Source organism: Metallosphaera yellowstonensis MK1 (assembly GCF_000243315.1).
GTDB lineage: Archaea > Thermoproteota > Thermoprotei_A > Sulfolobales > Sulfolobaceae > Metallosphaera > Metallosphaera yellowstonensis.
This window is the reverse complement of record NZ_JH597761.1, coordinates 1,118,794-1,133,819: the sequence shown is the minus strand read 5'-3', so window position 1 is coordinate 1,133,819 and position 15,026 is coordinate 1,118,794. Positions and strand designations below refer to the sequence as shown.

General features: G+C 50.2%; 17 protein-coding genes and 1 pseudogene. 9 read left to right on the top strand and 9 right to left on the bottom strand.

Annotation, left to right across the window (positions count from 1 at the left end):
• Window positions 1–77: 77 nt before the first annotated feature.
• The gene (locus METMK1DRAFT_RS06665; protein WP_009072061.1) at window positions 78–1,001 is read right to left on the bottom strand and encodes a lactate/malate dehydrogenase family protein; all 924 of its coding nucleotides are present in this window, start codon (window positions 999–1,001) and stop codon (window positions 78–80) included.
• A gap of 178 nt (window positions 1,002–1,179) precedes the next feature.
• On the opposite strand from METMK1DRAFT_RS06665, the gene METMK1DRAFT_RS06660 reads away from it, so the two are divergent.
• From METMK1DRAFT_RS06660 to METMK1DRAFT_RS18185, 3 genes are all read left to right on the top strand, one after another.
• Complete coding sequence (locus METMK1DRAFT_RS06660; RefSeq protein ID WP_245544574.1) at window positions 1,180–1,536, top strand: single stranded DNA-binding domain-containing protein; 357 nt, start codon at window positions 1,180–1,182, stop codon at window positions 1,534–1,536.
• A 376-nt stretch (window positions 1,537–1,912) separates the two neighbouring features.
• Window positions 1,913–2,095 (top strand): hypothetical protein, encoded by a 183-nt coding sequence (locus tag METMK1DRAFT_RS15580; RefSeq protein ID WP_009072057.1) that lies wholly within the window; start codon window positions 1,913–1,915, stop codon window positions 2,093–2,095.
• A 369-nt stretch (window positions 2,096–2,464) separates the two neighbouring features.
• Window positions 2,465–2,791 carry a hypothetical protein gene (locus METMK1DRAFT_RS18185; protein ID WP_172634119.1) on the top strand — a complete coding sequence of 109 codons (327 nt, stop codon included), beginning with the start codon at window positions 2,465–2,467 and terminating at the stop codon, window positions 2,789–2,791.
• Here METMK1DRAFT_RS18185 and METMK1DRAFT_RS18465 read toward each other — a convergent pair.
• Window positions 2,778–2,945: a hypothetical protein gene (locus METMK1DRAFT_RS18465; RefSeq protein WP_216586092.1), complete on the bottom strand. Its 168-nt coding sequence runs from the start codon at window positions 2,943–2,945 to the stop codon at window positions 2,778–2,780. The two genes, METMK1DRAFT_RS18185 and METMK1DRAFT_RS18465, sit on opposite strands and share 14 nt — an antisense overlap.
• 205 nt (window positions 2,946–3,150) lie before the next feature.
• Between METMK1DRAFT_RS18465 and METMK1DRAFT_RS06650 the strand changes: the two genes are divergently transcribed.
• The 3 genes from METMK1DRAFT_RS06650 to METMK1DRAFT_RS06640 all read left to right on the top strand — a co-directional run bounded on the left by METMK1DRAFT_RS06650 (window position 3,151) and on the right by METMK1DRAFT_RS06640 (window position 6,724).
• The gene (locus METMK1DRAFT_RS06650) at window positions 3,151–3,483 is read left to right on the top strand and encodes a hypothetical protein (RefSeq protein ID WP_009072053.1); all 333 of its coding nucleotides are present in this window, start codon (window positions 3,151–3,153) and stop codon (window positions 3,481–3,483) included.
• Between the two features lie 373 nt (window positions 3,484–3,856).
• The gene (locus METMK1DRAFT_RS06645) at window positions 3,857–5,716 is read left to right on the top strand and encodes a 4Fe-4S binding protein (protein WP_009072051.1); all 1,860 of its coding nucleotides are present in this window, start codon (window positions 3,857–3,859) and stop codon (window positions 5,714–5,716) included.
• 9 nt (window positions 5,717–5,725) lie between these two features.
• Window positions 5,726–6,724: a CBS domain-containing protein gene (locus METMK1DRAFT_RS06640; protein WP_009072050.1), complete on the top strand. Its 999-nt coding sequence runs from the start codon at window positions 5,726–5,728 to the stop codon at window positions 6,722–6,724.
• A 128-nt stretch (window positions 6,725–6,852) separates the two neighbouring features.
• Here the strand turns inward: METMK1DRAFT_RS06640 and METMK1DRAFT_RS06635 are convergent.
• Window positions 6,853–7,871: pseudogene (locus METMK1DRAFT_RS06635) on the bottom strand (transposase).
• A gap of 217 nt (window positions 7,872–8,088) precedes the next feature.
• On the opposite strand from METMK1DRAFT_RS06635, the gene METMK1DRAFT_RS06630 reads away from it, so the two are divergent.
• From METMK1DRAFT_RS06630 to METMK1DRAFT_RS06620, 3 genes are read left to right on the top strand one after another with little or no spacing between them, the layout of a single operon-like run.
• The gene (locus METMK1DRAFT_RS06630; protein ID WP_009072044.1) at window positions 8,089–10,191 is read left to right on the top strand and encodes an AAA family ATPase; all 2,103 of its coding nucleotides are present in this window, start codon (window positions 8,089–8,091) and stop codon (window positions 10,189–10,191) included.
• Between the two features lie 40 nt (window positions 10,192–10,231).
• Entirely contained in the window at window positions 10,232–10,465 is a 234-nt protein-coding gene (locus tag METMK1DRAFT_RS06625; protein WP_009072042.1) for a hypothetical protein, read from the top strand.
• A 5-nt stretch (window positions 10,466–10,470) separates the two neighbouring features.
• The gene (locus METMK1DRAFT_RS06620) at window positions 10,471–10,665 is read left to right on the top strand and encodes a hypothetical protein (protein WP_009072041.1); all 195 of its coding nucleotides are present in this window, start codon (window positions 10,471–10,473) and stop codon (window positions 10,663–10,665) included.
• An 84-nt stretch (window positions 10,666–10,749) separates the two neighbouring features.
• Here the strand turns inward: METMK1DRAFT_RS06620 and METMK1DRAFT_RS06615 are convergent, their stop codons facing one another.
• From METMK1DRAFT_RS06615 to METMK1DRAFT_RS19475, 6 genes are all read right to left on the bottom strand, one after another.
• Window positions 10,750–11,526 (bottom strand): hypothetical protein, encoded by a 777-nt coding sequence (locus tag METMK1DRAFT_RS06615; protein WP_009072039.1) that lies wholly within the window; start codon window positions 11,524–11,526, stop codon window positions 10,750–10,752.
• A 43-nt stretch (window positions 11,527–11,569) separates the two neighbouring features.
• Complete coding sequence (locus METMK1DRAFT_RS06610; RefSeq protein ID WP_245544573.1) at window positions 11,570–13,327, bottom strand: hypothetical protein; 1,758 nt, start codon at window positions 13,325–13,327, stop codon at window positions 11,570–11,572.
• An 89-nt stretch (window positions 13,328–13,416) separates the two neighbouring features.
• Window positions 13,417–13,569: a hypothetical protein gene (locus METMK1DRAFT_RS17535; RefSeq protein WP_009072035.1), complete on the bottom strand. Its 153-nt coding sequence runs from the start codon at window positions 13,567–13,569 to the stop codon at window positions 13,417–13,419.
• Between the two features lie 83 nt (window positions 13,570–13,652).
• Window positions 13,653–14,258 carry a DUF1404 domain-containing protein gene (locus tag METMK1DRAFT_RS06605; RefSeq protein WP_155812319.1) on the bottom strand — a complete coding sequence of 202 codons (606 nt, stop codon included), beginning with the start codon at window positions 14,256–14,258 and terminating at the stop codon, window positions 13,653–13,655.
• Window positions 14,259–14,270: 12 nt separating this feature from the next.
• Window positions 14,271–14,468 carry a hypothetical protein gene (locus METMK1DRAFT_RS06600; protein ID WP_009072031.1) on the bottom strand — a complete coding sequence of 66 codons (198 nt, stop codon included), beginning with the start codon at window positions 14,466–14,468 and terminating at the stop codon, window positions 14,271–14,273.
• A 114-nt stretch (window positions 14,469–14,582) separates the two neighbouring features.
• Window positions 14,583–14,717, bottom strand: a complete 135-nt coding sequence (locus METMK1DRAFT_RS19475; protein WP_281034090.1) for a hypothetical protein — start codon at window positions 14,715–14,717, stop codon at window positions 14,583–14,585.
• Between the last annotated feature and the right edge of the window lie 309 nt (window positions 14,718–15,026).

The following is a 15,026-nucleotide window of genomic DNA, read 5'->3' as shown; positions in this document are numbered from 1 at the left end:
GGAGGCGACTTGAAACGGAAAACCTTGCGCAGTACTCTTCCCTCAGGTTAAAACGAAAACGGGTGGGGTCGTAAAGGTTAGGTTGGCTTCAGGGATTGCTCTAACTGTTTCATGTTCTCCATGTAGGCCTCATAGAAGTCCTTCATGGCAGAGTTGAGGTGCCATCTATCCTTCTCGTCCAGTAGAGTCTCAAGACTAGGCCCTATGCTGGAACTCACTACTATGGGTGAGCTGACGTGTATTATCTGTCCCTCATACTGTCTGGGAGTTGCTATACTCATGACTCTGTTCTCGTTTAGAGACACAGCCTTTATGATGTCAGCTATTATGGTCCCAGGTCCCCAAGTGGTACCTCCCATGACTCTGATTATCTCTCCGGGTATCTTTTTCACGTAGTCCTCTACTTCCTGTTTATTGATGTTGAAGTTATCGATGGGTTTTCCCTTAACCTTCACAGTGCTCCATAGAACTACCGCATCTTCCCCGTGTTCACCGCCGACGAACCCATCCACCTGGGTCACAGGAACTTTAAGTTTCTTGGCTATGTACGACCTCATCCTCATGGTCTCCACTTGGTCACCGGTGCTTATCGTGTACTCTTTCGAGTACTTCATGAAGACCGAGGCCATCATGTCCACGGGGTTCGCGACCATGAGGTAGATGGCCCCTGGGTTCTTAGGGGCAAGCTTACCTGCCAAATCCATCATTATCTTGGCATTATCAACGAATAAGTCCCTCCTGCTCATGCCCGGCTTCCTCGGTTTTCCTGCCGAGATCACTACCATGTCCATCCCTGCCACGTCGTCTAGGTTATTGGTTCCAAGGATTTCGGTCTTTATCCCTTTAGTTGCGAAGGCGTGTCTAAGCTCATGTTCAAATTTTTCGGGAAGTTCGGGAATTATATCATAAATCACCGCCTCATCCACAGCTCCACTCACTATCGACGAGTAGACTATGGTCTGTCCTATCTTGCCTACTCCTATGAATCCTACCTTGGACATGTTTTCACATGTTAGATAAGAGCAGTCATTTAATAAACCTAGGGGTTTCAGGATCCGACGAAAAGTTCGCGTTTAAGATATTTGTCATATAGATGAAAACTATTCTCGAAGGGCGAACAGTTAGCAAGAATTTAATATACACTGTTCCCTACTTAGACTCAGTGGAAAAAGTTTGAAAGTGAAAGACTTAGCCCCTAGAAGGAGGGCTGACGTAGTAGTAAAGGTAGTTAGTCTGGGTGAGAAAAGGAACGTGATAGGGAAGGATGGTTCTTCCCACCAGGTTATGGATGTCCTTGTCGGAGATGAGACTGGGGCAATCCTTATGAGCGTGTGGGACTCAAATATACCTAAGGTGACGCAAGGAAAGGTATTCGCCATAGAGGACGGCTTCGTTTCCGTCCATAGAGGTTCCATGAGATTGACCTTGGGTCGGGAAGGTAAACTAGTTGAGACTCAGGGTTCATTCGAAGTTAACACGCAGAATAACCTTTCCGATAAGGTAGTTGAGGACGAACCCAGGAGAAGGTTCAGATAAACTTCAATCTTTTTGTTTTTCAGTAGAGAGTCCATTAGTTCTCAATAGTGGCCTATTTTTATTTGAGGGACAAAATCTAGCAAACTGGATTTAAATCTAACACCCTTGAACCATTGCCAAGGTTAAAAGGAAGACGAAGTTGAAGTTTTAGTGAGTCCTGCAGCTTTGTGGGCTACTTCAATTCAGCAGTTATGGGAATCTTAGGGAGGTAATACGGGGAAGTCGGTATTGCGAGAAGTTTTTCGACGTCGTCCTGCTGAAAAGGTGCGGAAGGACTGATCGAGTTCGCTAGGGAGAGGCTGGTCAGGGCGGTAAACAGGCTGGGCGTGGTCAGGAGGAACGGGAGGAGCAGGAAGGTTAACTGGCACTGATCCTCATGGTCCTGGTATGTGGGAGGGCCAGCGTGAGGAACGCGGCCGAGACGTTCGGGTTGGAACGTGAATTGATGGGGCGTTGGGAGAACTTGACGACGCGTGGAGGTCCTGTCAGGCTGGTGAAGGGACCTGTCATCATAGACGACACCGTGACAGCAAGGCTCCAGGGGGACGTGAACCCCTGAGAACCACTGGACCTGCTGCCACGCCCACGGGAGGTTCGAGAGGGCCAAGCTCCTCACGGTAGCCATAGTGGACCTCAAGCAGGACGTTCATGGTTTCCCCTACGCCGTGAGGAAGATGTTGGATTTGTGAGGGTCAACGAGTTCAAGACCGAGATCGACGTGGCCAGATGTTGGACGTGTTCAAGGAGTCCTTCCGCGTGTCCAGGGTAGTCTTCGACCCCAGTACTGGTCCGAGAAGCTCGTGACGGACAACGTGGTGTCAAGGCTCAAGTCCAACCGAGCTCAGGGTCGGCCAGGACACCCTCGAGGAAGACCTCCCAGTGGGAGACCCCCGGAGTCTACTACGCCGACCTGACCCTGGGAGGCCGAGTGATAACGGTGAAGTTGCTAGTCCGGGAACGTAAACGTGACTCCGGGACACACGCCAGGTACCTCTACACCACCGACCTCTCGCTCAGCGGGGAGGAGCCCTGTCGTGTGGGAGATCGAGGACCTCCAAGGGACGTCAAGGCCCTGGGACTCGTCCTTCTGGAGGAGGGAGACGCTTCAGGGCTACCTCACGATCTTCACCATCAACAACGTCGTCAGAGAGCTGGTAGGGGAGCTGAACCTGGGGAGCGTGGAGGCGTTCCTCAGGCTCTCGAGCGCCCTTTAGGCGGACCGCCGGGGATGATGAAAATCATTAAGTTACGTTAAAGTCCCATGACTGCTGTGACATGCACTTGTTGCAGTTGTCACGTGCCACGTTTAAGGGGTGACCCAAGTAGATCGTGGACATGCCTAGTTCGTGGAGTGTCTCGACTAGGTGGGACGTGAAGTTCCTGTACAGGTGAAGTGGTCTCCTCGTCATCCTCTCCCCAGGCATCGCGGGAGAGGTCGGCTCCCACTCCCAGAGGTGTCGACCTGAGGAGAAAATCTTGAGATGAAGAGGGATTAGAAGCTTAAAATCGTACGAATGGCACATCCCTGCCCCTGGAAGGGGCTTGGTTTTACACCCCGTCGATCCCCCCTTCCTTTATAAAAATTTATAAATACATAATACCAATAATACCATCATGAAAGTCAACTCATTTAAAGTAGAGAAGAGTAAGGCCGAGATCCTGTGGAAGTTTGTGGAAAGTAAGGGCTACAGTCTTTCTCCCCTTATAAGGAGAAAGGTGGAGCAGATATTGGAGCAGAGGCAGGTTCCAAGGAGGCTGGAAGGAGGGGAGCCGCTGATTGTGGTCACGGTCAAGTTGCCACAGGAACTCCAGGAGAGGATTAATTCCTATATCAAAGAGATGGGAGGAGGGTATCGGAAAAGTGATGTCCTGAGGACCGCCCTATACTTGATAGTCGAAGAGATAACCCAACAAGAAGATATTAAGGGAAACACGATAAGGGCTTAAGTTCTCTGATCTTCTCTAGGCCTTGGAAGGGTGAGGGTATCCTCTCCTCCATCAATCGCGATGTACAATTTTTAACTACGATATAGATCTACCCTATTAATGTTTATAAGAAGTCGTTCTTCCTTATGAATATATTAGCATCAGCGTCATTTTTGGCTTATAAACATGAAAAGCACTCACGATAAATATATCTGTAATTAACATTACATTTTTTCCTACTAACTTTGGGTTAAGTTTAAATTATTTAATAACAAACTTCAAGTTAGTTGACAAATAACAGAAATATTTATATATTCTATCCTCGACTGTAAGTCACCATGTTGTGTGTAAATATGTTTAATCATGTAAAATTTCACACAAATGTGGTGAGACCATGCAGAGGGCAGAATATAAGCTAACTTCAAGGATAAGAAACGCAGAGAGGAAGTTCAACCTCTACACTGCAGTATCCACGGTAGGAACGGGAGCCTTCACAGGAATTTCAATACTTTTACGAAATGTACTCATGATAGAGACTGGAATACTCCTCTTTACCACAGCACTAACAGTGCTCGCAGTGAACTTAGTACTGGATATGTTTGTTAAGTCACATACTAACTCCTGGGTGTTTGTCACACCACCCAGGGAGATATTGAAGAGAGCAGATGAGGTTGGAAAGGAGATTTGTGAACATAGACCCTCCCTTTTGAGGGGTACCAACCCCATAACTAGATTTGTATCTTGGTTATTTAAACAAACCTGGGCACACTTCGCTATAATCCTTCCAAGTTTCGTGATATTCTATGTGGTCATGGTCACTGGACTGATAGGGTATCAGAAGCTGGGCCCCGCTGGGATCTCCTTGGTAAACTTCGCATCAGACATAAGCTGGCTCTTCTGGTTCCCGCTACTCTGGCTCCTAACCTGGCTGGCAAACGGGAGGGCGTGGTGCCAAACTTGTCCCTTCAGTGGCCAGGCGGAGTGGGTGCACAGACTTCATCCGTGGAAGAAGATGAGGAAGAAGCTAGGGTTAGACCTGAGGTGGCCGATAAAGTACTCCACTATCTTCTACTCCGCGGTCGGATTCTCGGTGCTAACCTGGATGGAGGAGTTCTACGGTATAGGAGGCCCTGGTGTCCCGATGCTCACCTCCGTAGTGTTGATATACATAGGGGCGTTGGAACTCTTCATCAGCCTTCTTTTCCAAGACAGGACCTTCTGCAGGACCATTTGTCCCCTCAGTGCACCTCTAGCTATAACCACCACGATCTCCCCGCTGGGAACCTTTAGGGCCAGAGACCCCGAGGTATGCAAGAAGTGTACCACAAAGGATTGCATGAAAGGGAACGATAAGTACCACGGTTGTCCATGGTTTGCCTCCCCTGGAAGCAAGGAGAACTCGCCCATGTGCGGGTTGGCCTCTGACTGTTACAAGGCCTGTCCACACGACAACATAGATTGGCAGGTAAAGAGGTTCCCGTGGCTCAGCGACCTAATGACCGGCAAGAAAAGATTCGACCTGGCACTGTCGGTGACTTTACTGACCGGTGTCGTCCTATTCCAGTTCCTCAACGCACTTCCGTTTTACTCTATGATGGACCAATGGCTGAACCATGTGACTGGGTGGGCTTCGTTCTCCAAGTTGCTGGTACCTGGGCTCTCTAATTACGGTTACTCCAACGACGGTTACCCCAACCCTATAGATTACTTCGCCATAAACTTGGTACCTATCCTCGCTGTGCTAATTGCTGCGAAGTTCGAGGAGAGGAGGGGCGTTCCTCTCAAGTGGGGGTTCACAAGCATCTCCTACGCCTTGATACCAGTGTTCGCCGCCTCGATCCTCGTGAGGAACTTGCCCAAGTTCCTAGGGGGATCACCTCTAATCCTCAACGAGATACTGAATCCCACCGGCTACGGGATGCATAACTCCCAGATATATTCCACGTTCTGGGGCAGTTTCCTTCACTCCCTGGGTCACGATCCCCTGAACGCTGCGGCTGCATGGTGGGTACTACTGGTGATGGAGGCAGTCATGGCCTTCGGCACCTACCTCGGGATAAGGGCTTCTAACATGCTGAGTGTCACGGATGGGGTGAGCAGGTGGACGTACTACGCGGTAGTGTTGGCCTTCGGGATAGCCTTCATGTTGGTGACCTATTGGATGTCATCCCCCGCTTCTCCCTCAATACCATTCTATAATCCGTACCTGGGCAACCTCCTCTATAATCCCACTCAGGCCTCTCCCCCCTTCTGAGGTGATGGAATGGAACCTATAGTCCTGATCGACGCGGACAGATGCGTCGGGTGTTACATGTGCCAGAGGGCTTGTGCCCTAGCCCAATGCCTCGAGATAAACGAGTTGAGTAGGCTTGCGGAGGTGGTCAGACCTGAGGACTGCACGGGGTGTGGAGCCTGTGAAAGGGCCTGTCCCTACGACTGTATAGTGGTCTTGAACGACGGTATCGACGTAGCCAGTAGGGCTAAGGTCACCCTCTCCAGGGTAAGGAGATACATGAATAGGCACCTTGTGACCGTGAGCCCAGAGGTTACAGTGAGGGAAGGAGCCAAAATCATGACTGAGAGAGGAGTGGGTTCCCTCCTGATCCTTGAGGACAGGTTAAAGATACTCACGGAGACTGACGTACTGGAGGCGTGGTCCAACAGGCTGGAGCAAGAGAGTGTAGGGAAACTGGCCAAGGACGCCATAACAGTGGAGGGCAGTGCAACGGTGGAGGAGGCACTAAAGATAATGGTCGACAGGAACATAGGACACCTACCTGTCACGGAGAGGGGTAAAGTGTCAGGGATGTTATCCATAAGGGACGCACTACGATCCCTCTCAACCACGTCTCCTGTTCTAAGAGAAGAGGCAGTTGCGGTTAACCCAAAGGACATCGTCAAGAAGTACGCTACTCCTGTTCCGGTCGTAGGAGAGATAACAAACTCTGAAGCTTACGCCGTAATGAAGAGGGAGGGGACTAAGGCTTTACTGGTGAGAAGAGGCGACTCAATAGGACTCCTCTCGATCAGAGACCTGACGAGAGCCTTAGGGAAGGGCAGAGACCTACGTGATCCCGTGGAACCGAGGTGGGGAGTAACTGTGCTCTCAGGAAACGAAGAGATATCCAAGGCGTTGGCCATGATGATGGAACATAACTTGAGACACATTCCGGTGAAAGATGGGGAATCATGGAAGATCCTGAGTGTAAAGGAGGTCGCTAAACAAGCGGTGTGGGTGAGGGGAGTCACTAGAGTACCTTGAACAGTCCTCGGGTCTTCCCTGGACTCCTAAGACTGGATTAAGCACGCCGGATTTTTAGCAACGGGCGATTCAGGGCTCCTTTGCAAATTGTAATATCTCTGTTGATTTGGACTTATTCAATGGAGGAATTATTGAATATATTTGATCATATCACGAAGAAATAAGGAACCCTGTAATATTATTACAAGAGCGAGATAACAGGTCGAGAGGTTGTAGTTGACGGCTATGGCCTGGGCGATCTGGAGTATCCTCCAGGGGGAGTGGCACTTCCCGAACCTCCTCCTCTCCAGGAGGGAGTTGAAGGACTCGGCCAGGTTGTTCGACCTGAGGAGGGGCCAGAGCTCCCTGGGGGCAAGGAGGTAGGAGAGGAGGGGAGAGACACGGGTGGGGACGGACTCGGCGAGGGAGAGGAGGAGGTCCAGCAAGACCCTCACCCTCCTGTCCACCCTCCGTTTGAGGTGGACCAGGCAGGTCTGCCTCGCGACCTTGATCCCGGAGCGGGAGATTGCCGTGTCTAGGGCCTTCACCCCGTCGGCTACGACCAGGGTGAGGTTGTACCTCCTCCACAGCCTCACCAGGAGGTCCCAGTAGCTCACGACGTCCTCCTCCCCGGTCAGGACCACGTCAAGCACGGCCCTCACACCGTGGTCAGTGAGTCCCAACGCGATTAAGAGGACCCCCCTCCTCCCTCCCCTCAACTTCACGTACTTCCCGTCCACGACCACGTACTTGAAGTCCCCAACCTTAGCTCCTGGGTCCAGAGCTTGGCGTTCAACTTCCCTCCCAACACGGAGTGGAGCAGGAGGAGGGACCTGAGCACCAGCCTCTCCTCCCTGAGCAACTCCTCCTCCACCCTCGTCCTCACCCTCTCCCCTCCCCTGTACAGCACGGGCAACCTCACCGTGACCCACTCCACCCCGTACACTACCCTCCTCCCCCGGAGGGAGACCCTGAACCCCTTCAAGAACCTGTACCTGGCGTAACCCCTCCTCCTCACCTCCTTCCCCCTGGCGTACCTGGGGGAGGTCCTCTCCGCCTCCTCCAGGGCCCTCCTCTCGATCTCAGCCACCGTTTCATTTAATAGCGCGTCCTTCCCAAGTAACTCGGGGACGAGCGAGGTCACCACGTGATAAAATGGGTGTCTCATGGTATGACCTAGCGCTCGTCCCCTTTTTAGTGTTACTGATGTAGGATCAATTAAGTCACTTCCATTCTATAGAAACAAATAGAAATCGCAATGGAGACCTGAATCGCCCTTAGCAACCCTTTGCCTAAGTTTTTCACTATAGTTGGCTTTAAATCCTGAGAAGTGACATGTAAATGAAAACTTTTATGTCGTGAGGCACATGGTATACTGATGAGAGTTGGTCAGTGAGTTCGTCGCCAAGGTCTACTGGAGCAACAGGAAAGTCAAGAACAGAAGCGTCTGCTTAGCTGACCCGGAGTTAATGAGATCCAAGGCAATCAACTACGGGGACGTGATAGTGTTGGTCACTCATAGGATGTTCCCATTACAAGTCCAGGAGGACAAGGAGAGTACTGGAGGTTTAATGATCCACGAGGACGTGGCTAAGTTCCTCGGGATTAGAAACGGGGAGAAGACTGTTGCAAGGAAGGTCGAGCCCCTGATTTTACGGAGGGTCACTCTGGCCCCCTCCTCACCTAAAACCTTCGACATAAAGAGGCTGAACCTGGAATTGAGAGGTTTGCCCGTCTCCAGGGGCATAACTCTCTCAACGAGACAAGGGGAGTTCTCCGTGGTGGCCTTTGAACCTAGAGGAGACGTCGGGATGATAGTAGGAGAGACCGAGATAGAGATAACAGGAGAGGTCATAAGGCAAACTCAGAAGAACATCCCTTTAGTTTCTCTGGACGACATAGGAGGACTCACGGAACAAATAACTTCCCTGAAGGAGATCATAGATATAGCCCTACTGAAACCCGAAGTGCCCAGGTTGTTCGGGTTCAGAGCTCCAAAGGGTGTTTTACTGTACGGTCCTCCAGGGACCGGGAAGACCTTGATCGCCAAGGCCTTGGCCAACTCCGTGATGGCCAACTTCTTCTTCATAAGCGGTCCGGAAATAGGGTCAAAGTATTACGGAGAGAGCGAGAAGAGATTGAGGGAGATATTCGAACAGGCCGAGAAGTCCTCCCCATCCATCATCTTCATAGACGAGATAGACGCCATCGCGCCCAACAGGGACGTAACCAACGCGGAGGCTGATAAGAGAATAGTGGCACAGCTCCTGACTCTCATGGACGGAGTCGCCTCAGGAGGAGGTGTCCTCGTCATAGGTGCGACCAATAGGCCAAACGCCGTAGATCCAGCATTGAGGAGACCGGGTAGGTTCGATAGAGAGGTAGAAATCCCTGTACCTGATAAGAGGGGAAGGCTGGAGATCCTAAGGATCCACACCAGAAGGATACCCATGTCCGAGGACGTAGACCTGGAGAGGATAGCCTCAATGACTAACGGGTTCGTGGGCGCAGACCTAGAGGCCCTGGTGAGGGAGGCCACTATGAGGGCTTTACGACGAACCGAAAACCCAGAGGAAGTAAAGGTTACCATGGCCGACTTCCTTGAGGCGATGAAGGTCGTTGAGCCTTCTGCACTCAGGGAGTTCAGGATTGAGATACCGAACGTATCTTGGGAGGACATAATAGGTCTAGACCAAGTGAAACAGGAGCTGAGGGAGGTAGTCGAGTGGCCCCTAAAGTACTCCTCCCTATACGATGAGATGAGAGCCGACGTACCTTCAGGAGTCATGCTTTACGGTCCTCCAGGGACCGGGAAGACCATGCTGGCAAAGGCCGTGGCACACGAAAGCGGGGCGAACTTCATCGCTGTCAGTGGGCCTGAACTCATGAACATGTGGGTAGGAGAGACGGAGAGAGCGATCAGGGAAGTGTTCAAGAGGGCGAGGCAAGCGTCTCCCACGGTCATCTTCTTTGACGAGATAGACGCTATAGCCACGGTTAGAGGATCCGATCCCAACAGAGTGACCGACAGGGCGTTAAGTCAAATGCTGACTGAGATGGACGGAGTATCCAGTAGAAAGGAGAGGGTGATATTCATGGCTGCTACCAACAGACCAGACATTATAGATCCCGCGTTAATCAGGCCCGGTCGGCTGGAGAAGCTGGTTTACGTTCCTCCCCCTGACTATGAGACTAGGAAGGTTCTGTTCCAAAGGATGATAACCAAACATCCGTTCGATGAAGGGATAGATTTCTCCTACCTCGCCAAGGTCACCGAGAACTTCACCCCAGCAGATATCAAGGGAGTAGTTAATAGAGCCGTGCTGTTGGCCGTAAGGAGGTCAGTAAAGGAAGGTAAAGCCTCAAAGGTGACCATGGAGGACGTTGTAGAGTCGCTGAAGTCCGTGAAACCGACCGTCAGTCAAGCCATGATAAACTACTATTCCTCATTCTCTGAGAGGGTGAAGCTAACTGGTACTTACGCCTGAAATATACTCAGTCGCAGGCCTCCTCGTCTACTCGTTGGGGATGTCGGGAGTCTTCTCCCTCATAGTCCTGGGAATAGGTTGGCAAGAGGTTGTTAGCTGGTTAGACCTGTATTACCTGAGCAGTGTTGAGATAAAACTTATATTCATTATTATATTTTACTTTCTCATCCTTGGGGTTTTGGAGGGGATAGTAGTGTACGCGGGGGCGTTTTTGGTAATGGTGGAAGTTATTCCATATGTAATTATTATCATGGCTAGAAAGATATTCAGGTGATAGGTATGCCCACGGAGGGATTGAGGTCTCTGGTCAACCTGGTCCAGATCGGTTTCGTCTTTGCCATAGTCCTCTTCGCCGACATTATATTCGTCAAGAACAACCTTCTCTTTTACGGTATACTCTTCCTTGACCTGTTGATTTGTGGAATTCTGCTCTTCTACGTGATTAGGAGTGTGCAAAGGTACTTCGATTACTGAGCTTGATACCAAACGTCCGAAGGAATGAGAGATCCTAGACCGGTGCTCTGGGTGGGAGTGCGAAAAGTTCTGAGCGGTTCAGGACTATGACCTAGCTATCCTCTCAGCCTTAAATGAGACCACGTAATAGAGTACCATACCTGCAATAATCGAAGTGTCGAAGAGCCAAGGTGTGTAAACCGTAGTTATTACTCCTAAAATAGTGACTATGTAGAGGAGTCTCAACCTACTCTTAAACGTGAGACCTAACGCTGACATACCCAGCCCCATCACGAGTGCCGTATATCTCCAGATTAGTAGACCTGTGAAGATGGTGGGCGGAAACGCTGTTATTCCTATTAGGGGGAAGAGCTCTAACGGAGCCCTCCTCCTACTCAAGAGAATGAAATATAGGGACAGCATCTCAGCCATCATGGGGTAGAAGAACCAATAGCTGTTCAAGGAATTGTAGAGGGCTAACTCAAGGTCACTGAAAGGGGTCCTTCCGAACTGGGCGAGTCCGAAGGTAAGGCCCATGAGGCCCTCATTGAGCACGACCAGTCCAGCCAAGGAATAGTAGTGAACCTCTCGCATGGTGAACTCCTCCGTTAATCTCTCGGCCACAGCGAAGAAGTAAGCAAGGAGCAATATCATGGAGGCCATGTTCACTCCCACGGCCACTCCCAGGCTCGTCTCGCTGGGAGAATACAAGTAAACAGAGGCGCCAACCAACATGAAGGCCATCATGACGAATGAGAAGTACAGGAAGAAGACACCCAGTTTTGTGATCACTCTATACACGTAATAGAGGAGCACGACTATTACTGCGACCATTAATGATGAGAAACCCAGGAGGGTGGCCCAGAGCTCCAGGCTGTCCATAATATACATCGGGATGAAAACATTAATAAACGAAATTGTTGGGTCACTTCTTGAGGTCACAGGTACCCTTACTTGTCCTGAGGACGTACACCAAGAGCCCAACCAACAGAGACAGAGACAACAAGGTCATGCCTATCTGGGCGTAGGTTGAGGCCAAAAAACTCGCAGCAGTGACCAGTGAGGACATGACATAACCCATTGCGGAGAGTCCACACGAGGGACACGCTGTGATAAGGCTGAAGGCCGTGAGGGAACCCAACCTGTTTCGCCTCGTTTGGAAAACTAGGGCCCAAATGTAACCTGCCAGTAGGGAGGAAGATATTAACGCCAGTAAGGACACTGGGTATATGTAGAAGCCTATTATGTTCGGGATGTAAATCGTCACAGCCGGAGCATACATGGGTTCACCGTAGGTCAACAGGAGGATAGGTGGATAGGGATAGCCGGAAGGAGCTATCACAAGCATCTTCGTTGCTATCATCTCTAGCACCCCGTAGATGACGACGGCTATCAAGAAGTGCTTATTGCTGATTCGAGGAATCCCGTATCTGTCCCTTATGAGCTCGTATACCCCGTAACCTATGAGGACTAACCCAGCCGTTATTAACAACGTCGAAGCTAACGTCATCGCCTCTAGGAACACCATGTCGTAGCCGTTATAGTCCAGGAAGTCCTGAGGGTGGGTCATGAAAAACAGCATCTGTGAAACGACGGCTACTCCTCCCAGGAGGAACCACTGCCAGGGGAACTGTGCCCTCCTTGGTGGCAATCTCAGATCCATCTTGGTAGGGGAATAATTCACCATGGAGTCCCTGATGTATTGAAGGTACTGGATTCCTGCGAGCCACGCTATGGGTGTGCCGAATATCCAGGCTGTTATCCAGAAGAGTATGGCCTGGTCGCCCACAAGGTTAAAGAACGGAATCGGTTGGCCCAATATCAGAGAAATTGGACCGGGCATTATGAGGGTCCATCCTACAACGTGAAGTAGGCCGAGTCTGGCCCACGGCTTCAAGGTGGAGTACCCTAAGTAGCCCACTGCCCCTGCTATAAGGGATAATAGGGCTGAGACGACTGGCACCATGAGAGGAAACCCTACGATCTCCGCGGTTATCAAACCCGCAGAGACCCAGAATAGGAGTGGGTTGCCTCTTAATCTCAACCTCTTACTCGCAGCATAGGCTATTACCCCGCCTGCCATCGTCATGTCGGTGATCCTGACAAGGAAGAAGGTCTGGGACTGTGGTATCAATAAATACGAGGTTAACAATATAATCGCAACGGCGATGGCGTAATTTCCCCTCATCCACGAGAAGGGTCTTGAGCCAGTTATCTCCGAGGCTATCACCAGGGAAGATAGCGTGAGTATTATTCCGGCAACCAGAGTCAACGTTATCCCCAAGGTATCCATGAACCCTATGGAGATCATGAAGGGTATGTTGGATACTGTAGCTCCGATCAGGGCTGTGAAGAGTTCGCAGGAGCAGGAGAGGGAAGTGGCCAACAATCCCAGGGACGCGGCCAGTCTATGAGTCGAACTCATCTGCATTAACCTGAACAGAGCTAGGTAAAGACTTACGTTGAGGGCTACTAGGAAGGAAAGAATGAAGGAGACACCGAGAGACAGCGGAGTTATGGCCCAGTCTAGGTAATTGCTCGTAATCGAAATGAATGGACCCCAGAGGGGATAGGGCATCTGGGATGGAGGTACTGGGGTTGAGGTGTCCACTACTAAGTACACTCCCTTAGGTAAAACTATGTTCTGAAATAAGATTATTCTATCTACTACCTGATAAAACAAGAAATAGAGAGAGAAAGTTATAGAAAAAACAAGCTTAAACCATCTAACCTTAAAAAGGTCAGTTAACCTTTGCACTCAGGTCCCCTTGCTTAAGAGGACTCCTGTTTCACTACTGCTGCAATGTCCACTTGAGGATCCTTGTCTGCCTTCCAGAGAAGTATGAAGTACCATATTGGGTATACCACAGCCATAAGGAAATAGCTCACCTGGTACAACATCACCTGAGATTCTATTAGAGCCATACTACTTCGTAAGTTTTTACGCGTAAAAATATAAAAGGCTTTCGGTTTCCATTATTAAGAAAGAAAATGACTTTAAATTAGTTTTAGAAAATATCTAGGTCCTTTAGTATCTTCACCATGTAATAAGTGGAGGGTACGAAAGCCATTGCGAACAGGAAGTATGAGGTTTCCACCAGTTGAGATACAGGGTAGGGCCTATAGACGTCTACCGCGTAATAACCGCCCATTTCCAGGAATATTTCTGCCATGGTAGCCATCATGCTGAAGACAGCGAAAATCGTTATGCTCTTCCAAACCTTTGGCATGGCCTCCCATCCAATCCCTGAGAGAATACCTGCCACTATGAAAGAGATCACCTGGAAGGCCCTGGCCATGGTGCTGGTGACGCTGGCCTCAAATGGTCCAGGGATGTACCAATATGTGAGGATAGAACCGCCCACTATCCATGAGAGGACAAGACCCTTTGTGGAGTAATTGAAGTCCAAGAACGAGGTCGCTGCCCTTCCTCCTTTCTGATAGAGCCTCTTTGCCAACCATATTCCTACTAGCCCTGCCCCCCAAACCAACATCATATCGAACGAGAACTTAGCGATTTCCTGGACTGTAGAGAGCTGAAGCGAAAGAGGATTCGCACTTGCGATTATCATGGCAACGCCCAAAAATAGATATGCCTCACTTGCCCTTGGCATTCTCACCATCCCTTAGTTCCATAATCCCATTAGGAGTCCTCCAGCCACTAGTACAGCTCCCGACAAAGGCACTATGGCCACTAGTGAATCGTCAGCAAATTGCGAATAGGGAAGAGTTTGAACCAAAAATAGGTCAGAGACCCATGCTGCTACACCTATTGCTGCTATTATGGAACCAAGAACTCTCCTTGAGAACTTAACTCCTGCCATTGTCTCACAATATTTAGTTTATTATTCCACTTTATAAATCTTGATGGCGGCTTTTAGGCTGAGGGTGTTGTGTTACTGACTTCCTCCCCGCCATGAAGGCGAGGTTTCCCCGAGTTAAGGGTTACACCCCTTTACGGGTGTTGCTCTGTTGTGGTCCACCAGGAAGGAGATGGGTTTCTTTGTTGTTGACACGAGCGAGTTGGTGGCCTTCCTCAGGATGTTCAGTGCCCCGTTTAGGTCGCTTTGCACTCTATGTCCCAGGAAGTTGACCAGGAGAGGGCACCTTAGAAGTAAGAGAAGGTCTCAGTCAAGAACTTTACCCCGCCCATAGAAGTGGCGAGGTTTGTCGTTCTTTTTATCACCCATCAACTGGTGAGATGAGGGTTGTATAGGGGTTTTGGACTTCATAATATTTTCATACAATATCGATCGTCAGCCCTTGCACTTCGCTGGAGTCAGGGCTGTCCCGTTCCCCTTCCCAGTGGGATGGCCTTACCCACCGGGGTGTTTTATCCGTTGAGGAAAACCCGTACACCTCTAGTCACTGTCATACCTTGT